This window comes from Rhizobium sp. Root1334 (genome assembly GCF_001426665.1).
In the GTDB taxonomy this organism is placed as follows: domain Bacteria; phylum Pseudomonadota; class Alphaproteobacteria; order Rhizobiales; family Rhizobiaceae; genus Pararhizobium.
The window spans coordinates 148,823-169,199 of the sequence record NZ_LMEY01000009.1; the positions used below are offsets into that span (position 1 = coordinate 148,823).

At 57.8% G+C, this 20,377-nt stretch carries 18 protein-coding genes and 4 pseudogenes; 11 read left to right on the forward strand and 11 right to left on the reverse strand.

Annotated elements, in window-relative coordinates:
• Positions 1-83: 83 nt before the first annotated feature.
• A complete protein-coding gene (locus ASD36_RS13380) occupies positions 84-1,043 on the forward strand; it encodes a cation diffusion facilitator family transporter (RefSeq protein WP_060509281.1) in 960 nt (319 codons plus the stop codon).
• A gap of 130 nt (positions 1,044-1,173) precedes the next feature.
• On the opposite strand, the pseudogene ASD36_RS30070 reads toward ASD36_RS13380, so the two are convergent.
• Together ASD36_RS30070 and ASD36_RS30075 are read right to left on the reverse strand one after the other, a co-directional pair.
• Positions 1,174-1,455 (reverse strand): annotated as a pseudogene (locus ASD36_RS30070) (IS1595 family transposase); the annotation flags it as partial.
• Positions 1,451-1,753 (reverse strand): annotated as a pseudogene (locus ASD36_RS30075) (recombinase family protein); the annotation flags it as partial. The pseudogenes ASD36_RS30070 and ASD36_RS30075, both read right to left, overlap by 5 nt.
• Between ASD36_RS30075 and ASD36_RS31440 the strand changes: the two are divergent.
• The 5 genes and pseudogenes from ASD36_RS31440 to ASD36_RS31765 all read left to right on the forward strand — a co-directional run.
• Positions 1,727-2,030: pseudogene (locus ASD36_RS31440) on the forward strand (LysR substrate-binding domain-containing protein); the annotation flags it as partial. The pseudogenes ASD36_RS30075 and ASD36_RS31440 overlap by 27 nt on opposite strands.
• Before the next feature lie 97 nt (positions 2,031-2,127).
• Positions 2,128-2,364, forward strand: a complete 237-nt coding sequence (gene vapB / locus ASD36_RS13395; protein ID WP_029728331.1) for a type II toxin-antitoxin system VapB family antitoxin — start codon at positions 2,128-2,130, stop codon at positions 2,362-2,364.
• Positions 2,364-2,765, forward strand: coding sequence for a type II toxin-antitoxin system VapC family toxin (locus tag ASD36_RS13400; RefSeq protein WP_060509286.1), 402 nt, complete (start codon positions 2,364-2,366; stop codon positions 2,763-2,765). The genes vapB and ASD36_RS13400 overlap by 1 nt, the downstream gene beginning before the upstream one ends.
• An 827-nt stretch (positions 2,766-3,592) precedes the next feature.
• Positions 3,593-3,790: a hypothetical protein gene (locus ASD36_RS31120; protein ID WP_060509288.1), complete on the forward strand. Its 198-nt coding sequence runs from the start codon at positions 3,593-3,595 to the stop codon at positions 3,788-3,790.
• A pseudogene (locus ASD36_RS31765) lies at positions 3,780-3,926 on the forward strand (ATP-binding protein); the annotation flags it as partial. The gene ASD36_RS31120 and the pseudogene ASD36_RS31765, both read left to right, overlap by 11 nt.
• Before the next feature lie 79 nt (positions 3,927-4,005).
• On the opposite strand, the gene ASD36_RS30920 reads toward ASD36_RS31765, so the two are convergent.
• Entirely contained in the window at positions 4,006-4,191 is a 186-nt protein-coding gene (locus tag ASD36_RS30920; RefSeq protein WP_162252458.1) for a hypothetical protein, read from the reverse strand.
• A gap of 104 nt (positions 4,192-4,295) precedes the next feature.
• Positions 4,296-4,559, reverse strand: a complete 264-nt coding sequence (locus ASD36_RS13415) for a DUF1488 domain-containing protein (protein WP_060509291.1) — start codon at positions 4,557-4,559, stop codon at positions 4,296-4,298.
• Between the two features lie 562 nt (positions 4,560-5,121).
• Between ASD36_RS13415 and aspT (ASD36_RS13420) the strand changes: the two genes are divergently transcribed.
• The 5 genes from aspT (ASD36_RS13420) (at position 5,122) to ASD36_RS31445 (ending at position 13,238) form a co-directional block, all read left to right on the forward strand.
• On the forward strand, positions 5,122-6,813 hold the full coding sequence (gene aspT / locus ASD36_RS13420; protein ID WP_060509293.1) for an aspartate-alanine antiporter: 1,692 nt from the start codon (positions 5,122-5,124) through the stop codon (positions 6,811-6,813).
• A gap of 252 nt (positions 6,814-7,065) precedes the next feature.
• Positions 7,066-9,777: a decarboxylase gene (locus tag ASD36_RS13425; RefSeq protein ID WP_060509295.1), complete on the forward strand. Its 2,712-nt coding sequence runs from the start codon at positions 7,066-7,068 to the stop codon at positions 9,775-9,777.
• A 148-nt stretch (positions 9,778-9,925) separates the two neighbouring features.
• Positions 9,926-11,620 (forward strand): aspartate-alanine antiporter, encoded by a 1,695-nt coding sequence (gene aspT / locus ASD36_RS13430; protein WP_060509297.1) that lies wholly within the window; start codon positions 9,926-9,928, stop codon positions 11,618-11,620.
• A gap of 245 nt (positions 11,621-11,865) precedes the next feature.
• On the forward strand, positions 11,866-13,029 hold the full coding sequence (locus ASD36_RS13435) for a DUF2092 domain-containing protein (protein WP_060509299.1): 1,164 nt from the start codon (positions 11,866-11,868) through the stop codon (positions 13,027-13,029).
• On the forward strand, positions 13,026-13,238 hold the full coding sequence (locus ASD36_RS31445; RefSeq protein ID WP_082562797.1) for a hypothetical protein: 213 nt from the start codon (positions 13,026-13,028) through the stop codon (positions 13,236-13,238). Before ASD36_RS13435 ends, ASD36_RS31445 begins: the two co-directional genes overlap by 4 nt.
• Positions 13,239-13,255: 17 nt before the next feature.
• Here the strand turns inward: ASD36_RS31445 and ASD36_RS13440 are convergent, their stop codons facing one another.
• The 7 genes from ASD36_RS13440 to ASD36_RS13470 all read right to left on the reverse strand — a co-directional run bounded on the left by ASD36_RS13440 (position 13,256) and on the right by ASD36_RS13470 (position 20,249).
• A complete protein-coding gene (locus ASD36_RS13440; RefSeq protein WP_060509301.1) occupies positions 13,256-13,711 on the reverse strand; it encodes a potassium channel family protein in 456 nt (151 codons plus the stop codon).
• Positions 13,712-13,793: 82 nt separating this feature from the next.
• A complete protein-coding gene (gene cax, locus ASD36_RS13445) occupies positions 13,794-14,927 on the reverse strand; it encodes a calcium/proton exchanger (protein WP_060509303.1) in 1,134 nt (377 codons plus the stop codon).
• A gap of 72 nt (positions 14,928-14,999) precedes the next feature.
• On the reverse strand, positions 15,000-15,653 hold the full coding sequence (locus ASD36_RS13450) for a VIT1/CCC1 transporter family protein (RefSeq protein ID WP_060509304.1): 654 nt from the start codon (positions 15,651-15,653) through the stop codon (positions 15,000-15,002).
• 83 nt (positions 15,654-15,736) lie between these two features.
• Complete coding sequence (locus tag ASD36_RS13455) at positions 15,737-16,963, reverse strand: biotin/lipoyl-binding protein (protein WP_060509322.1); 1,227 nt, start codon at positions 16,961-16,963, stop codon at positions 15,737-15,739.
• Entirely contained in the window at positions 16,956-17,414 is a 459-nt protein-coding gene (locus ASD36_RS13460; RefSeq protein ID WP_244489824.1) for a hypothetical protein, read from the reverse strand. The genes ASD36_RS13455 and ASD36_RS13460 overlap by 8 nt, the downstream gene beginning before the upstream one ends.
• Positions 17,415-17,432: 18 nt before the next feature.
• Positions 17,433-18,608, reverse strand: coding sequence for an AI-2E family transporter YdiK (ydiK, locus tag ASD36_RS13465; RefSeq protein WP_244489825.1), 1,176 nt, complete (start codon positions 18,606-18,608; stop codon positions 17,433-17,435).
• Positions 18,609-19,232: 624 nt separating this feature from the next.
• Positions 19,233-20,249, reverse strand: coding sequence for a porin (locus tag ASD36_RS13470; RefSeq protein WP_060509324.1), 1,017 nt, complete (start codon positions 20,247-20,249; stop codon positions 19,233-19,235).
• Positions 20,250-20,377: the final 128 nt, after the last annotated feature.

Below are 20,377 nucleotides of genomic sequence, written 5' to 3' on the forward strand. Positions count from 1 at the left end.
CGTGTATTTCAACCATGGCGGGTTGACACGACAATATATGAACATGTATTTAATTGTTTATATTAACGGGATTGGACCGACCTATGGCAACCCCATCTCCTTCGCACAGTGGCGATCATGACCACGCTCCGGTGGTGACGCAGAACAATGAGCGCAAGATTCTCATCGCCTTCCTGATCATCTTCTCGTACATGTTCGTCGAAGCTGTCGGCGGATATCTTTCAGGGTCGCTCGCCCTTCTTGCCGATGCTGGTCATATGCTGACCGATGCGGTCGCGCTCGGTCTGGCTTACATCGCTTTTCGTCTTGGGCGGCGGGTTGCCGATGCGCAACGTACCTTTGGCTATGCCCGTTTCGAAGTGATTGCGGGTCTTGTCAATGCCCTCACGCTCTTCGGCATTGTCGGCTGGATCCTCTACGAAGCCATCGCACGGTTCCGCGACCCTCAACCGGTTCTGGCCGGATCGATGTTCGTGGTCGCTCTCGTCGGCCTACTCGTGAACATTTTCGTTCTTTGGTTTTTGACCCGCGGCGATTCCGAACATGTCAACGTCAAGGGTGCGGTGCTGCATGTGATGGGCGATCTGCTTGGCTCGGTCGGCGCGATCGTTGCAGCGATGGTGATCTGGTACACGGGCTGGACCCCGATCGATCCGATTCTCTCGGTGTTCGTGTCGATGTTAATCCTGCGTAGTGCCTGGAGCCTATGCAAGAGCACACTGCATATCCTGCTGGAAGGCGCTCCCGCCAATGCCGGCAGTGCAGAGCTCTCCGAGCATCTTCGTACGAGCGTTCCGGGCGTTCAGAGCGTCAGCCACATTCACGTCTGGTCGCTGACGTCTGGTCGCGTGCTGGCGACGCTCCAGGTGCAGCCAGTGAAGGGAGGCGATGTCCGCAGTCTCGTGAAGCAAGTGGAGCACGAATTGAAGGCGAGATTCAACATCGAACACCCGACGATCGGCATCGACTGGGAAGGCGACGCCAGTTGCAGCCTGAAGGAGCCTGGTGCTGCGACGGCATCCCACGCGAGACATTCGCACTAGCTGGCTGTGTGTCAAGGCCCATTGGTCTGGTATGCAGAAAAGGTTCATCCCCTCGCTGTTGAGGTCGGGTTGACCGAAATTCTGGATATTGGGGTCAGGACAAGCGCAGTTCAAAATCCTGCGGCCTTTATCAACCAAAGACAGCTACGGCCGATTTGATGGTGATGCCGCCATCCGGGCTTCTGCGCATCTGACGGCCGGTAGCAGCGCGGAACACTTGCACCAATTGCAGCGCCGGCGGCACCCGCGACCAAAGGATTTTCATGCTCTCCTTGCCGCTTCGGCTTTTTCGCACAGCTTGGCCGGAAACGATGCACTGGGACCAGCGGAAGCCTATTTCATGGAAATGCAGATTGGCAAGTTCCGGGCTGATATGATGAAAAACACCTGCGATGGTTCGGCGAGCCCGAGCTAGTGAGATCAGCGCCACCGAGCGCGAGGCAATAGACACGCACACCCATTTCGGTCAGCATTTTCACTCTGATGCTGATATCGATGGCATCGCAGCCGAGACGGTCGAGTTTGGTCAGGATCAGGACGTCCTCCGATTCCAGCCGATCCATCAGCTCGGAAAATCCTCGGCGCTGCGCAATGACGGTGCAGCCGGAAACTGTCTCGGTGACGAAACGGCGAGGCTTGACTTGGAAGCCGGCGGCTGCGATTTCCTGAAACTGCTCTAATAAGTAAGCGGAATCTCCAGCCACATCAATCTGGGTTTCATCCGGCCGGTGGAGAATATCGGTTCGCTGCGGTTCTTCTCAATAGCGAACGGCGAATATCTGCTGGCTGTTGCCCGGGACAGCCGTCTAGCCTCAATGTCCGAGATCGGGCATCGAGGATCTGCGCGATCAAAAAAACATCTCGTTCTCGCGCCAGAACCTTTCCTAAACCGGGCGATACTTTGCCGAGGTGTTTGCCGAGCAAATTCTGGCCCGCAACATCTCCTATAGCTGTGCCGACACGTTTGCGCCGATCTCGCTGGTCTCCATCACAGCCAAAAACAAATCGTCAGTGGGCACACGAGGGATGTACATTTGATCAATAAAAGACTAGTGTACATCCATGTACACACAAGGATGATGGCATGCACACCACCAAAGCTTTCAAGAATGGAAATTCGCAGGCCGTGCGTATCCCGGCCGAACTGGCGTTTGACCGCACCGATGTCGAGTTGGAAATCGAGCGCGTCGGCGACGAGCTTCGCATCCGTCCTGTGCATCGCTCCCTGGCCGGGGTTCTGGATGTATTCGCCCGCTTCTCTCCGGATTTTATGCGTGACGGAAGAGGGTCCCATGAGCAAGACGAGCGGGATAAGATCTGATGGCGCGCTACATGCTCGATACGAACATGTGTATCTACCTGATAAAAAACCAGCCGGAGCAGGTCGCCCGCCGCTTTGCCAGTTGCTATGTGGGAGACGTGGTCATGTCCGCCATCACCTTCGCCGAACTCGAGTATGGTGTATCCGCATCCGATGATCCGGCACAGGAACTTGATAATCTCGCAGCCCTGGCCGAGCTGATAAGGGTAGAGCCGTTTGGGATTGCAGCAGCGCGTGCCTATGGTCCGGTTCGAATGGCGACAAGAGACCGGAAGAAAGATCATCTCGATAAACTGATCGCGTCGCATGCAATCGCCCTCAACACGGTGTTGGTAACCAACAACACGCGCGACTTCCTGGCGTATCCCGGACTGAAGCTCGAAAACTGGCTGGACGCATAACGCAGAGAAACCAATCAACCCGTCCCAGCGGCTATGCCGTGAGGGGCGGGCAGGTGAGGGGGGCCTTGCCGACGTTCGTGCCGCTGTGAGCGCCAACGAACGAGGCCCGATCAGCAAAAAATGAAGAGTATCGGAGAAATCAGCATAGCGACGCCTTCAGGCGGGATTTTGGGAATTCTCGTCGCGCAGGGAGCGGAAGGCAGCCGCAGGAGCCTCAACATAGTGGCCCGAATATGCAACAATTCCGCACCAGTCGATTGAAAGATTGCTCGCGTTGCATCGTGCCGGAAGGCTCTCGGTCCTCAAGCTTGGATCTGACTATGATCTGGACAGAGCTGGCTCGGTTTGTCTGAACAGTTCCGGGCGTTTCGTTAAGTGGATTTCCGCCTCGATTATGCTGCCACTGCCATCGGTGCCAGCGCGTTGAAGTAGGCCTGATCGGGCGTCTGCCGGTCAAGCGATGAATGCGGGCGTCGGCTGTTGTACAACAGGGCGACGGAACACCCACGGGACCGAGGTTCGAGAGCTTCTATATCCGCGGCACCCCTGGTCTGGGCGGCTTGTCCATATCCATGGACTGGTGGACAAGGGGCCTGCCGTGTTCCGCTGCAGCCTTTCGGGTTCGACGTCATGCCGGTTGCTCGAAGTTCCGGTGTGGATGTTTGACCGAACACTGAGTGCACGGTGGTTGGCCTTGCCAATTGCGTATGCTGATTTTGCTTGCCTGCTTGCTTTGGCAAAGTTGCTGGAAGAGGCAGGCACTCCGTCACAAGGCGCGGATAAGAGCGCAGCATTGATCTCTCACGAAATGAGTCGGGGAGATGTCCATGCCACGTCAGTTTACGACATATCAGTTCGATCTGTTCTCGAGCGCACACAGCGGGAAGACGCCAGCCATGCCGCAATGGCAGACCTTGCCGGAAGGGACACAACAGGCGTTGACGGCACTCATCGTGCGGCTGCTCGTCGACCACGCCAACGGCGAGAGCGCCTCCCAGTCGAAGGAGGCCGGTCATGATGCATGAAAAGATCAGCGCCCACCATCTTGAGCGCAAGGCCATTCTGTACGTCCGACAATCATCGGCTCATCAGGTTCTGCACAACCGCGAAAGTAGCGCCCTTCAATACGCCATGCGTGACCGGCTGAAGGCACTTGGCTGGTCGCAGATGGGGGGATTACCAAAGCAGTTGCATTTAAAATGCGGGACCTTTGAATGTCTCTACATTATCACGCTTATGCTTAGTCTCTTAATCCAGTCGCGTTGCGGTCAAGATCGAAAGTTTTGTCGATCGCGAAGATAATTCTGTCGCCGTCTCTCAATTCGAAGCTCTTGTTCTCAAGGGCACCAGCCATGATTATTCCGACACGTTGATGATCGTAGTCACATGCGGTCATCAACGCTTCGTTCAGATCCAGTTCGGTCAAGGCTGCGGTCCTTAACGCCTTTCCATTCTCGAATCTTGTCAGCCGGAAACTTGCGGGTAGCATAGAAGCTCTCCCTTAAATGGCGCGAAACAAATGCGATTAGATTAAAGGTCCGCTCGGCCTATCGTGATGGAAGCTCGCGCATTTTTCTTGTACAAGCGTGCTGCCACAGCATGGATTTTATCAAGCATCCGATCAAATGCCACCAGAAGCGCGCGCTCATTGGCGCCCTGATGTGGCAACCCACGAATAACCACATCTGCATCGACGAAGAATTTGACCTCGAACATGCCGTCGTGGCCGAGGAAGCGGATGCGGCGTTTCGAATCGTCATAGCTTCGAGCTGCATTCGGAAACATCAAACTCATATGCTCCGACCTCACATCAAAATAAGAAAAGCACAGAAAATAAGCACCGCAGGAACGCCCTGAAGTAGCAGGAAAAAAATTGCCTTGTTTAGGATAAGAGCGGAAGACATCAAGTCCTCCTTTTATTGAGGCTAGGGTGTTAAACCCTCAAGCGGCGGCGCCCGCATCCAATGCTGCCGAAACATTATTCTTGCTCCTTTCTCAATGAATACGCAAGTCAGAATCGGAGAATCTAGTTTCAGTTGGGATTTTCGGCTTGATTTCCTTGGGTGGAGTTGCGTCAAATGAGGAGCCTCTGAGATCGCGGGAGGTCGTTGTAATCCAAGCCCCTGCACTCGTGCTCGTCTAAAAGGCACACTTCGTTCGTCGAGCAGTAGATTGAGGTAGATGCCGTTCCGAGTGATGGAACCGTTCTCCCGGCAATCATAACAACGGCGCAAAAATCAAATTTCAACATAAAAATACCAGCTTGAATCGAAACGTCAGGTGTGTATGCTCGCAATACTAGCTGCGCGCATCCATAAAGGTTAAAAGTTCGAGTCCGAGCCATATGGGGGGGGCTATGCTTGACTGGTTTGCAAACACGCTTCGCACTTATCCTGAAATTGCAATATTTATGTCGTTGGCGCTGGGCTACTACTTCGGCTCTTTTAACTATAAAGGCTTGGGTCTTGGGGCCGTGACGGCCACCTTGATCGCGGCAGTCATCATCGGCCAGCTCGGGATTACGATTTCGCCGCCGCTCAAGGCGACGTTTTTTCTGATGTTCCTTTTCGCCGTTGGCTATGGTGTCGGGCCGCAGTTCGTCCGCGGCATTGCCAAGGATGGCATACCGCAGGCACTGTTCGCTGTGGTTGTATGTCTCTTTTGTCTGGGTGCACCTTATCTTGCCGCTAAGTTCGCTGGTTACGACATCGGATCCGCACTGGGGCTCTATGCCGGATCGCAGACGATATCGGCTTCGATGGGCCTGGGGACAGACGCCATCAACCGTCTCGGCTTGCCACCGGAGGAAGCCAAGCGGCTACTTGACGCGATGCCGGTCGCTTATGCTGTGACCTACATTTTCGGCACTGTTGGTTCGGCCGTCGTGCTGGCGCTGATCGGTCCTGCACTTCTTGGGATCGACCTCGAAGCCGAATGTAAGCGGTATGAGGAGGAAAAGGGCGGCAAGAAGGAAATGGGTGGCGCCGGCACGGCCTGGCATCACTACGAATTGAGGGCCTACAGGGTTCGCGAGGACGGGCTTGTCGTCGGAAAGACGGCGCGTGCGGCCGAGTCCATGATTCCCGAACAGCGCGTGTTTGTCGAGCGGATCCGTCGCGGCGGCAAGATAGAGGACGCCACGGCAGACACTCTGATCCAGGCCGGCGACATCGTTGCGGTGGCCGGGCGGCGCGATGTGCTGGTAAGCCTCATCGGCCAAGCGGCTGAAGAAATAGACGACCGTGAATTGCTCGCAGTGCCCACGGAAGGGGTCGATGTTCTCGTCACGGACAAGAAGGCCGATGGCAAGACATTGGCGGAATTGGCGCAATGGCCGACCGCCCGTGGCGTTTTCCTGCGCCGGATTGCTCGTGGCGCCACCGCGACGGAAATTCCGATCCTCCCGAATACCCAGATACATCGCGGCGATGTGCTGACCATTGTCGGGAGAACGCAAGATACGACCGCTGCCGCCAACGCTCTTGGTGTGCCAGACCGTCAGACCGACATTGCCGATGTTGCGTTCATTGGCGGAGCGATCACCATCGGCGCGTTGATCGGTGCGCTGGTCTATAAAGTCGGCGATGTGCCCTTCACGCTGTCGACATCCGGTGGTGCGCTGATTGCTGGGCTCTTCTTTGGCTGGCTGCGCTCAGTTAGACCGAAATTCGGACGAATCCCGTCTCCGACCGTCTGGTTCATGAATTCGGTCGGCCTCAATATCTTCATTGCAGTGGTCGGAATTTCTTCCGGACCGGGCTTCGTGGCGGGCCTGCAGCAGCTCGGCTTTAGCCTGTTTCTCTGGGGCATATTCGCAACGACCGTGCCGCTGGTACTGGCGATGTATGTGGGCAAATACGTCTTCCGCTTTCACCCGGCCATCCTTCTGGGGTGCTGCTCCGGTGCGCGCACCACCACTGCCTCACTCGGCATGATCAACGACCGTGCCAAAAGCCAGATACCAGGGCTTGGCTACACCGTGACCTATGCCGTCGGAAACACGCTCCTGACGATCTGGGGCATGGTCCTCGTGATGATGATGACCTAGCGTTTTTCATGGCTGAAGCTCTGCTTCCAAGCCATGAAGCGAATAGTTCAATTCCTGTTGCCGAGACCGTGCGCGGTAGTTTTGTGCGAACATGCTTTGCTTGAACACCAAGATCAGGAACGTCTCTCGCCGACACACTTCGGTGTGAGACGTAGATCAAACCACACAGTCGCATACATATCCGAACCGTCGACGCGACCCGATGATAATGGCGGGGTGCGGCGTTCCATCAAACAGAATTGGGAGAGTGCAATGGCTACCAAGACCACACGCGTCGATCAATTTTTGCTCATCCATTCAGGCCGCGCCGACAACTGGCGCGAGATCACGTCACTTGCCGATGCCTGGGCCGCCGGTCGCGGCGAGCGGGCCGCGCTGGAGGCGGCACTTTCGGCGGTGGCGCCGGCTGAAGAGTATCATGCCTATCCGGGCGGGCGTTTGCTTACAGCACTCACGGAGCGTGTCGCAACCAACGATGCTGGAGGAGCGGCAAAACTTGCGCGGCGAATTTCCAACGGTCTGCTCACCCATGCCTATCGGGGGCGTGCGGAGGAGTGGGATGTACATGACGAAATGCCGACGGATGAGGTGGTTGATATCATGCCGCCTGGAACCGGCGAAACGGGCGCGCGCCGGCCCTATTTCGAAGTTCTCTTCGTCAACAGCCAGCCGGCATCGCGCTGGCCAGCTTTTGCCGCGGAGATCCGCAGGCTGCGCCGTCCAGAAGATGGCTTTGTCTATGAGCCGATCCTGGTGGGCTCCTTCGAAGATGCGCTCTGTGCTGCGGCTCTGAACCCGGATATTATTTCCGTGGTTCTCGCCGAAGGCTTTCCCTATCGCTCGCGTCACGACGCGCCGGTGCTGCGCTCGGTGCTCGATCCGCTCGGCGAAAAAGAAGGGGCCGATATGTCGGCGCTCCGTCTCGCGCGCTCTTTGAAGCGGATCAGGCCCGAACTCGACGTCTATCTGCTCTCCGACCGCCAGGTGGAGAAGATTGCCGGCGACCCGGCAGCCGATGCGGTGCGGCGGGTGTTCTATGCGATTGAGGAACCGCTCGAAATGCACCTCGCCATCCTCGAAGGCGTGCAGGCGCGTTTCGAAACGCCGTTCTTCGACAATCTGAAGAAGTATGCACGCCGGCCCATCGGAACATTTCATGCGCTGCCCATTGCGCGTGGCAAGTCGGTGTTCAAGTCCGACTGGATCCGCGACATGGGTGAGTTCTACGGCCTCAACCTGTTTCTTGCGGAGAGCAGCGCGACAACGGGTGGTCTCGACAGCCTACTGGAGCCGACGGGCACTATCAAACGGTCGCAGGAGATGGCCGCCCGTGCCTTCGGCGCCGATCACGTCTTCTTCGTGACCAATGGCACATCGACATCCAACAAGATGGCGGTTCAGGCCCTGCTTGCACCCGGCGACATCGCGGTCGTCGACCGAAACTGCCACAAGTCGCATCACTACGGCATGGTATTGACCGGCGCGCAGCCCTATTATGTCGAGGCCTTCCCGATGACGGAATATTCGATGTATGGCGCAGTACCACTCGCCACCATCAAGCGCGCGTTGCTGACGCTGAGAGCGGAAGGACGTCTTGATCGGCTGAGGCTGCTTGATCTCACCAACTGCACCTTCGACGGCCATATGTACAATGTCCGGCGGGTGATGGAGGAGTGCCTTGCGATAAAGCCGGACCTCATCTTCCTGTGGGACGAGGCATGGTCCGGTTTTGCCCGGTTCTCACCGTTCCTGCGCCCTCGCACTGCCATGGGCGCAGCCGGGGATCTGGAAGAATGGTTACGCGATCCCGCGTCCGTAAAGGCCTATGATGAGCAGCAGGCGGCACTCGGTGACAATCCTTCGGATGAAACGCTCATGGCTGCACGTCTGATCCCCGATCCGCGCGCCGTCCGCCTTCGGGTCTACCAGACCAACTCCACGCACAAATCAATGTCTGCGATCCGGCAGGGCTCGATGCTGCTGGTCAAGGACGTGGACTTTCATACCGTCGAAGCCCAGTTCCACGAGGCGGTCTTCACACATGCCTCGACCAGCCCAAACCAGCAGCTTATCGCCAGCCTCGACGTGGCGCGGCGGCAGATGGAACTCGACGGTTATGGCCTCGTGATGAACGCGATCGAGATCGCGCTCAAAATACGCCAGGCGATTAACGAACATCCGCTGATCTCGAAATACTTCCGCGTGCTTGGCGCGGACGAGATGATACCGGATGCCTATCGGCAGTCAGGCTTCAAGGACTATCTGGCGCCGGGCTCAACCTGGGCCACGGTCGTCAAGGCAATGCGGGAGGACGAATTCTATCTCGATCCCACCCGCATGACGCTGGTCTGCGGAACTGCGGGTTTCGACGGAACGCAGTTCAAGGGGCTGCTCGCGAATGAGTACGATATCCAACTGAACAAGACCTCGCGCAACAGCGTGCTGCTGCAGTCGAACATCAACAATACGCGCAGCGATATCGCGCATCTCATTCGTGTCATGGTCGAGATATGCCATGGCATCGACAAGCGGCTGGCCGATGGCGGGGAGGGCGAGCGCACCGCTTTCGCCGCGCGGGTAAAATCGTTGATGACCGATGTGCCCGATCTACCGAACTTCAGCCATTTCCACGAGGTCTATCGCAGCGATGCAGGGAAAATGACACCGGAAGGCGATATCCGTACCGCCTTCTTCAACGCCTATGACGCATCGGTGTGCGAGTACGTGCCGCTGATCGGCGCCGAATGCGATCGGCGCTTGGCGGAGGGGCCGGACATGGTCTCGGCTAACTTCGTCATTCCGTATCCGCCGGGCTTCCCGATCATGGTGCCGGGGCAAGTGCTGACGCAGGAGACGATCGATTTCATGCGCAAGCTCGATGTGAAGGAAATCCACGGCTACGAGAAGGCACGAGGGCTGAAGCTGGTCAAGCCGGACGCTGTCGCAGCCAAGATGAAGCGATAACGGGCAACGATCGGGCCCTGCCATATGACGCGGGGCCTGCTCGTTTCATCGGTGAAATTTTCGGGTCTGCCAGTTTCGATGTGAGCGTTCCGGCAGGTGATGAAGGTGGGCATGCCTCGATACGAGGCGAGGGGGAGTTCGTCTGATCATGCTTTGGTTCGAGCAATTTCTGGTCAAGTATCCCGAACTGGCCGTATTCCTTGCGATCAGCATCGGATACCTGATCGGGACTTTTAAATTCCGGGGATTCGCGCTGGGTCCTGTTACCGGCTCCCTGTTCGCGGGCATCCTCATCGGCCAGTTCGCCCATGTGCCAGTTGCCGGCATGGCGAAATCCTTCCTGTTTCTTCTGTTTCTCTTCGGGATAGGCTACTCGGTCGGGCCGCAGTTTTTACAGTCTCTAAAGCGAGACGGCATGAAACCTGTGCTTCTCGCCATTGTCGTCTGCGTGACGGGGCTTTTGACGGCAATTGCGGTCGCCAAAATCCTTGGCCTCGATCCCGGCTTCGCGGCCGGCCTTCTTTCCGGCTCCCTGACCGAAAGCCCGGCTATGGGAACGGCGACGGAGGCGATCAACGCCCTGCCATTGCCCGAAGCGGACCGTGCGAGGTTCGTGGCTCATGTCGCCGTGGCGGATGCGGTTTGTTACGTCTTCGGTGCAGTCGGCGTCATTCTGTTCTGCAGCGTCGTCGGACCCAAGTTGCTCGGGATCGATCTGGTTGCCGAGGCGCTGAAGCTGGAAAAGGAATACGGGATTACCCGAATGCAAGCCGGCGTCTCCTCGGCTTGGCACAGGTTCGAAATGCGTGCCTATCGGATCGCGGAGAATGCGCCCATCGCAGGTATGTCCATTCAGGATGCGGAGGCGAGGTTCCCCCAGCACCGGCTTTTCGTCCAGCGCCTGCGACGCCACAGCGCTATCCTTGAAGCGGCTCCACCGTTGGTGATCGAGCCGGGCGATATCGTTGCGGTGTCCGGGACACGGGAAACGCTGGTAACTGTCCTGGGACCGCGCAGCGAGGAAGTCGAGGATCGTGAGCTTCTCGATATCCCTGTATCGGTTGCCGACATTCTTCTGACAAACCGTGAGATCAAGGGGCGCAGCATCGAGGATGTGGCCACCGAGAGTTGGACACGCAGCCTCTATCTGCGCGCCCTGACGCGTGGAGGGCAGGATATCCCGATCGCGCCGGGTATTACGGTGGAGCGAGGCGATATCCTGCGGGTGGTCGGACCGGAGCCGGTCGTCTCGGCTGCGGGCAAGCGGATCGGCGTCGTCGTGGCGCCGGCGACGACGACGGATTTCTTCGTTCTCGGGCTTGCGATATTTCTCGGCGGGCTTGTTGGCGTGCTCGTCACCGTTCCGATCGGCGACATGCGGATTTCTCTCAGCACCAGTGTGGGCACGTTGCTGGCGGGATTGATGGTCGGACATCTGCGCACGCGTTTTCCCCTGTTTGGCCGCATACCGGATGCCGCCGTCTCGCTGATGACGGCGCTCGGTCTTGCCGCATTCGTGGCGATGACCGGCCTGCATGCTGGGCCAATCTTCTTCTCGGCCATCGCTGAAGCGGGCATCGGCCTTCTATTCGGCGGCATGATCGTGACCGTCACGCCGATGATCGTCGGACTTTATTTCGGGCGCTACGTCCTGGGTATGAACCCGATTTTACTGCTTGGTGGTCTTGCCGGCGCCCAGACGATGACGGCCGGGATGGCTGCCGTCCAGGAGCGATCAGGCAGCATGGTCGCCGTGCTCGGATATACGCCGGCCGTGCCGATCGGCCACATCCTGTTGACGACCTGGGGAACCGTGATCGTCGGCATCATTGCCGGATCGTAGGGGTGTGCGGTCGCAGACGGCGGCGGCTGCGACCCACGACGACCCGATCCAGCCGGAAACGTCTTGAATCGAAGCATAACCAAAGGAGGCATTTGAACGATGAAGAGCACGGACTGACTGTCAAATTCACGCATCAGCGAGAAGGACCAAATCTGATGTCAAACAAACCAATCACGATATCTGAATGCAAAGAACCCATTGGAATTCCGCCGAAACACGGCCGACCTTTGGCGTGGAAACGCCGTATGGCAGGAGGCATTTTTGCGACGGTTGCCTTGCTGGCGGTCGCAAATACTGCTTCCCAGGCCCAGGATATTGAGACGAAGTATAGTCGAGACGCGATGCAGCAGGCGCTGGAGACGCGGGAACGGTATGACGTCCACGGCCTGCGCTTCGGCATCTCTACGTCGACTTTGAGACCGGGCACAGAAGCTATTCTCGATGACATCGCCACAGCGCTCCAGAATTTCCCGGAATGGGGCTTGAGAATTGTCGGCCATACGGATGCAAGCGGCAACGCCGAAACCAACCAGCAACTCTCCATTGCCCGTGCGGAAGCGATCAAGGCTGCTCTTGTCGAGCGTGGTATCGCTGCCGATAGGCTGCAGGCCGGAGGTGTCGGGCAGACAGCGCCGGTCGCCAGCAATGACAGCGGTGCCGGAAGAGCTCTTAATCGGCGGGTCGAACTCGTAAGGACGACGGACTCGGCCGAAGCGAAGAAGCTGTTGAAGGCCATGACCGATTATCTGGCGGCGCAAAAGGCGATGTCGTTTTCCTATGACTCCAATCTCCAGGTCGTCACAAACAGCGACCAGAAGCTCGGGTTGGCGAGTTCGGGAACAGTTGTCCTCAACCGACCCGACAAGGTGCATACAACGCGTTCGGGAGGTTTTATCGACAGCGAGGCCTTGTTCGATGGCAAAACCCTCACGTTGCTTGGACACAACGTCAACAAGTACACGCAGGTCGAAATTCCAGGCACGGTGGATCATCTGATAGATGAGCTGAAGGACAAGTACGGACTGCCGCTGCCGGCGGCGGATCTACTGATGACCTCGGCCTATGACGAACTGATGACGGGCGTCTATGACTCGAAAGATCTCGGAAGCGGCGTCATCAACGGGACCGAGTGTGACTCTCTCGCCTTCCGCAAGGACGATGTAGACTTTCAGATCTGGGTCGCTCACGGCGCAGAGCCATATCCCTGCAGGTTGGTCATAACCTCCAGCAAGGTTCGCGGTGGGCCGGAATACAGTGTTCAGATCAGCGGTTGGAAATCCGGAGACGCTGCTGCTTCGGATGATTTCATCTTCAAGAACACAAGCAATGCCGAAAAGATTGATGTGAACGATCTCAAGCACAGCCTTGGCGATTTGCCAGAAAACTTCATGGTAGGAGACAAGAAATGACCCTCTTCAAACGCGCAGGAATTATTTGTCTCGTCTGGACAGCGTTGCTGGGCGTGGGGGATTTATCGAAGGACTTTCCAACCCTTTCGATCCCCACATTAGCTCCGGATGCTGTTGCCAGGGTTGGCCGCCCGTTGACCCCGGTTAGTGTGGCAGGCGTTGCCCGGCGCACGACCCGGCGTTGCGCCACCGGTGTCTATAACTGCTAGAAGGGTCAAGAGGGGCCTCAGTCTCCGTTTTGGAGACTTTCAGGCTCGGCAGGCGTTGTCTGGCCGAACCAAAGGACGGCGGAAACCTTAAAAAGGAAGGCCGTCGTCCAGCCGAACAGCAGGATGCCGTTCACACCCTCAAGGGCGCTTGCCAGCCGCCACTTTCTCTCGAGCGTTACGTCGCCATAGCCGATCGTTGCGAAGGTGATCGCGGAGAAGTAGAGGGCCTCTTCAAAGTCCTTCAATTCACCGGTCAGCTTATAGGCGAGTGCCCAGATGACGATCTCGATCAGATGGGCGATGACGAAGCCGACCACGAAAACGTAACACCATCCAAGGCGCGCAAGGGGGCTAAGGTTTTCCGCATGACTGAGAGGGCGGATGCCGATGTAATAGAGCCACAGAACGGCGACGCCATGCACGGCGATGGTGGCAAGCAGTAGGGCTGTCCCCGTCAGGATGACGAGCAGCATGAGCTTTCTCCTGGTGTGCGAGAGATGATGGCCTGGTTCTACGTCTTCATGTCCAATCAATCCGAGTGAAACAAGAACACCACTACATTCCGGATGCTTGGCTGCTTGCCGCAGACGGCTGAGTGTCCGATGCTCGAGGGGGCAGCAGGTAGAACGTCATGGCGAGAATCAGATAAACCATCAGCAGCAAGACGCCGACGAACCATGTCGAATGCCCGCCGGAGGTCACCAGAACGACTGTCATGGCTGCGAGGAACATCATGACGACCACGCCGGGCCAGAACTGCAGGTCCATGGGTGCCGGTCCGATCACATAGCTCAAAAGCACGAGGACGGGGGCAACGAAGAGGGCGATCTGCGCCGCGCTGCCGAGCGCGATGCCGACGCTGAGATCCAGCCGGTTTTTGCGTGCGCCGGAGAAGGCCGACGCCATTTCGGCAGCACCGCCGACTAACGCCACGATGATAAAGCCGATGAAGGCCGGTGTCATGCTGAAGGAGGTTGCGGCCTGTTGCACGGAGCCAACGAAGATCTCGCCGACCAGCGCCACCAGCAGCGTTGTGCCCGCGAGCGTCGCGAGGGCAACACTCATCGGCGGACTGGGCCCATGTTCACCGGCTTCGGGGCTGCTGAAGAGTCCGCGATGGGTCTTTTGTGAAAACAGCAGGCCAAGGGCATAAACCACGATCAGCAGAATGGAGAGACCGATACTCAGTTGCCGGGTGAACTCCGACATGACGACTGAATCAGCCGCCGATACAGCAGACGGGATCAGGATCGCCACCGTCGCGACGAAGAGCAGGCTCGACTGGAAGCGCGCATTGATGCGGTTGAATTCCTGCGTCCGATACTTCAGTCCGCCGACCAGAAAGGACGCTCCAAGCAGAAACAGGGTGTTAGTGACGATCGCGCCGGCGATGGACGCCTTGACCAGATCGTGTTGGCCCGCCTGCAGCGCGGTAAGAGCGATGACAAGTTCCGTCAGGTTTCCGAGTGTCGCATTGAGCAGGCCGCCGGTCGCGTCACCCATTTTTGCGGCAACACCTTCCGTTGCGTAGCTAAGCAGCACAGCGAGCGGAAAAATCGCCAGGATCGACAGGATGAAGAGCATGGTGTGAGCGGTTGGGGCCAAGTGTTCTGCGGTGAGCACGATCGGTACGAAGATGAGTAACCAGAGTGCCCGGTTATGGCGGATTTCTTTCAGCAAGCTGCCCATGTTCAAATCCAGTCTGGTTTGATGTGACGGAGGTAAATGCGTTAAGTCCCAGAAATGCTTGCCGGCGGCGGCTTATCCTCCCAAAGCAATGGTGATCGCCACCAGCACCGCACCGATCGATGCCATGGCAAAGGCAATTGGCCAGGCTCTGCCGCCGACATAATTGCCGAGCTTTGCGCCGATCAGGAACAGCATGACAAGGGCTACGCCGTTCGAGATGCGCATAGCCCGATGGAGATCGTCGATAAACAGAAACGGCAAGCTCGGCGGCAGCGTCGACAGCACAACAAGAATGAAGATCAGGAAGGCAGCCTTGAGATCGTTGGTGCCAATCAGGCGCCGCGCGGGCTGCGCTGGTTGTTCCCTTAGCCGTGTCAGGAAGCGAATAACCTCCTTGTCGTCCATGACCCGCCGCGCTTCCGCGGGCAGGTTTTCCAGAAACACCTGCTGCGCCTCTCCCATCGGCAAGGTGCGAACGGAGGTCACGAAGCTGTTGTGCCGCGCCCGCTCGACCACCGTTGCCAGCACGAACATAACGGCATCAACGATACCCCAGGCGATGTTGCATCCCAGCGCTGCCATCAGGACACTGGGCACCCTTTCTCCACCCGCCACCGAGGCGCTCATCGTTCCCGTAAAGGTAAGCGCCATCAGCAGGCCAAAGATGATTTCCGACATGCGATCGATCGGCTCGAGAACCGGCCGGGATCGCTCCACTTCCTGCATTCAGGGCGTTTCCTCATTCACCACTGCAAAAGTCAGACTTTCGATGTAACCGCCGCCATTTCCTCTGGTAGCGGTTACCCATGTTAGTGACCGCCCAGAACCAGTGTCTGGACCGGAAGCAGCATCGCCTGCATGCGCAGGATCATCGCATGCACGAGGCCGACGGTATCGACGACATGCAGGTAAATCCATTTCATCGTGCCGATATTCGGGTCGGCAAGCGCATCGTGGTTGTTGGTGTAGGCGTTGGCGATGCAACTGCTACCGGGGGGAATGTCGTCCAAGGCGCCGGGGTAAAGCGGTTGCAGGTAAACCGTGAGTGTGCCCGGCTGGGCCATCTGCTGGACATCCAATAATTGGTCGGTTGGCCGCAATTGTCCTGCCGCGATCACGTCCTGAACTTCTGTGACGACCAGGGGAATGATGGTAAAGGGTTTGCCGATGCAGGTTGCCTCGGCAATCATGCCCTTCTTCATCACCTGCGCCTCGATCTGACCGAAGCCGGCGATCAGGTTGCCGCGCCCCGCCTGTTCCGGGATAAGAATGCCGGCCGGACGGATCATCGTGTTGACGACATCGCCGACACGCAGGGTGAACTGCTGGACGGTCCCGGCAACACCGGCGCGAACCGTCGTCTTGTCGAGCTCGACCTGCGCCTGCGCCAGTGCCGCTTCGGCACTTGCCTTTTGGGCCGGCAAAAGGGTCGCAATTTTGGTTTCCAGTGTCGCCTTGTTGGCCACGGTCGCCGCCAAGGCACCTCTACGACCCTCGATGGTAGTTTCGAGGCGTTCAACCTCGCGCCGGGAGACGGCGTCGCTTTTCAGAAGCTGAGCCTTCATTTCGTACTCGTCGATGGTGGTTTGCAGGGCGCTTTCGGCCTCCTTGATTTGGGCGTCGGCCGTCACGAGTTCGGTCCTGGTGACCGTCATTTCGGCATCAAGTTCCGCGATCTGCCGGCGCGAGGTTTCGATCGCGGCCTCCTGCTGGGCACCGTCCAGCCTGAAGAGCGGGTCGCCGGCGGCTACCTTCTGGTTCAAACCGACATAGACTTCGTCGACGCGACCGACCGTTTCCGGCAGGATCGTCACGGTGCGGAAGAGCGCGGTGACATTCTTGGTCGACGGGTGGAAGTAGAAGATCAGGGTGATCAAGGAAACCGTCAGGATGAGACAGGCGCTGATACCCCAGCGGAGTTCGTACCACATCGTATAGAGTGTGATATCGACCCCGATCCGTTTTCCCTGGCCGTATCGGCGGAAGAGGTAATCCGGGAAGATCGTCAGCATCGAGCACAGGATCAATTCAAGCATGGTCAGATCCCCCGCCATCGGTGTGGGTGCGGACTCCGGGCTCGGGTTGAGGCGCCGGTTCCCGATGTTGGATTGGTCCGGGATTATCGATCTCCTCATCGACTGTCGGTCGGCCAGAAAGTTTCGCCAGCGAATCCGCGATCGAGTAGAGCGGTGTGGAGAAATCCGGAATGTGGACGAAGGCGAGCAGCAGGCCGGCGATCCAGAACAGGTGGTTGTGGGTGAAGAGCGATATCAGCGCCAGAACGGCGACGATCTCCATCTGCACCTTGCTGGTGCGATGCGCCATGCGCTCGGGAACCGCATGCAACTGAAAATACAGATTGCCGATCACCAGCACGACGACGATCAGGAAAATGACGACCCCATTGAAGAGATAGTCCGTCTGTCCCGGCGCGGTGATGAACGGGGGTAGATGTTCAATCGCTGCCGGATGTATTGTATCGGCCATGCAAAGTTTCCCTCTGGTCTAATGACTGCCTGTTTCTGAACTTGCCGCGAAATGCCGCGGCTGATCCTTATCCTGTGAAAGCTGTTCCGATTGGAGCGGTGTGGCGGCCAGCGTTTCAATGGCACCGGGTGGTTGCTGCGGAAGTTCCGTTTGCGGCGGCTCTTCCTCCATCCATGCATTGAGCAGGGTATAGGCCGTTGCCAGGACGACAGGCCCCAGGAATATTCCCAGAATGCCGAATGCGATCAGTCCGCCGATGACGCCTGCAAGGATCAGAAGCAGCGGCAGGTCGGCTCCCTTTCGGATGAGGACAGGCCGCAGGAACCCGTCCAGCGTGACGGCAACAAGGGTAAAAGCCAGAAGAACGGTCGCCCACACACCGTCTCCGGAATAGTACAGCCAGACGACCGCGGGAAACAGCACAAGTCCTGGTCCGATCTGAATCAGGCAGAGAACGAACATCAGCGCCGTCAGAAGAGGCGCAAACGGCATGCCAGCCACGGCAAGGCCGATGCCGCCGAGCGCGCTTTGCGCCACCGCCGTGACCATAACGCCAAGGGCGACGCCTCGAATGGCCTTACCGGCGAGCCGGACGGCCATTTCACCGCGATCACCGCCGAGACGCCTGCCGAAACGAATGGCTGCCGCTGCTCCGGTTTCGCCGCCGGAATACATCACCGCGGCAATCGCCGCCGTCAGCACGAACTGCAGGAACATACCGCCGAGATTGCCCGCTGCGAGAGCGAACCACTGAGCGGTGGCCCCGGCATAGGGCAGAAGTTTCGGCGCGATCGCATTGATGCCGGAGGTTGCAAGCCGGGTCCAGGCTTCTGCCACTCTGCCGCCGAAAAGCGGAATTTTGGCGACCCAGTCCGGGGGCAGGGGGATTCGCAGCGTCAGGGCGTTGTGAACGAGCTGGGTAATGTCATCGAGATTGGAAAGAATCGTGCTGACAGCGAGCCAAAACGGGACGATCAGCGCGAAAAGAAGCGCCAGGGTCATGATCAGCACGGCGATGATCCGGCGATTTCCGGTGTGGCCCTGAATCCAGAGCATCAGCGGCCAAGTGGCGATCACCAGCGTCATGGCCCAGAGAATGGCAGGTAGGAACGGTTGCAGGACCCAGAAACTGGCCGCAATCAACCCACTGACGAACATCACGCTCAACGTGATCTGGGTGAGGTCTCGACGCAACGCATACTCCCCCTGCTTCACTCGTCCTTTGGCCTATCGATGTGGACACGCCCCCCAGCGTGCATCAAAAGCCGGCTGCAATTTGCTGATATGTATATGCTCGAAGCGGTGGTGCGCCTAGACGAAATGTTACGCTTCATTTCAATAAGTTGTTGGAAACATACACCCTTACGCGCTTGTTGCAAGCTGGTAACGTATTCTGGTTGCACGTCGAATTTTGTACCGAAATAAAATAAAAGAATTGAACTTAACCGAGCAGCAAAAACTCCATGCGCGTTATGACTATTTCGGTGGGTGGCGGCTCAAACTCGCTCGTTATATTCGGCAATAGTTCAAGCATAATTTCTACAATCATCTAGATTTTTTACATCATAATTATGTACTTATAACTGTTTTTGATGCGTTTGTGTGCTTGGTCGAAGGTCGGACTGGTCTCGCTGCGAACATAGACGCGGGAACGCCGCGAAAGCTCCGCTCTCGGGCCCAACCGAGCGAACATTGTTGCAACCGATTGGAACCAAAAGGCTCACAAGGCGCTGGCCGTCACACGCAAAATGGAAGCAACGGACAGATTAAAACCGGCGCACGTGGGCGCCGGTTTAACATTCGGGATTTCGACGTGGTTTAGAAATCGCGCTGGAAGCGGATCGTACCACCGAAGGCATCGTCGTCGCCACGTGCGCCGCCGAAGTCGGTGTAGTTGATTTCCGGCATGATCTTGAAGCCTGAGACCATCTTGTATTCGACGTTGAGGGCGGTTGCGAGCGTGCCGTCTTCTTCATAGGCGACCTGCCCGTTGATCGTGGATTTGTCCGTAACCTTGGCGGCAAAACCGCCCCAGGCCGCCCAATCGCCGTTCCACGAGCCGAAGAAATTGCGCTCACGCGAGTCGGCCGGTCCGCTCGTATTGTCCCAGTTCGTCTGATAGCCGCCCATAACGAAGATCGAGAAGACCTCGGTGAGCGCCAGGTCGAGACGCGCCTTTGCCGCAACGGATTCCGCATTTGTATCGTAGCCGACGATGGCCGAGATGCCGCCCCAATCTCCCTTGTACTTCATGCCCGCGATGGGGAACGGCCAGTCCTCGGCCTCGTAGGCGATCGTTGCGCCGCCGGCGCTATAGGTACCATTGCCCTCTTCCAGGCCAACGAGAAGCTCGAAGCCGTTACCAGGCTTGTAGACATAGCTGATCTGGTTGGTGCGGTTCGGTGAGAAATCGATGACGTCATCATTGATGATGTTGCCGGCGGAATCCAGCCACTTGTCGAAGCGGGAATCCGAATAGCCGGCGCGGAAGCCACCGAGTTCGATATAGGCGCTGATCAGCGTGACCTTGCCCTCGCCGTCCTGTATATCCCAGCGATGCTCCATGAAGGAGCGCAGCGTACCGTACTCCGTATCGGAAACTGCATCGTAACGCAGCGTGGCCCGCGTATGCCCGCCCCAGCCCTCATCGTCATCCGTATAGGGGCTTTCACCCAGCGTATTGTCGAAACGGACATATCCGCCAACCTTCAGGCAGGTCTCGGTGCCGGGTATATAGAAGTAGCCCTTGCCGAAGGCGTCGCAGACGCGGACGTATTCCATCGCCTCCGCTTCGGTCGCAACGACAGCGTCTGCTGCGGTGGCGCTTTGTGCCATCGAAAGCAAAACAAAAAACGTAGGAAATCTGTATGCGACGTCCACGCCCCATAGATTTTTCGGTTGATCTACGGGCCGTCAAATGAGCTCACCGAAGAGTATCTGACGAGCTCATTGTGAGGCTCTGA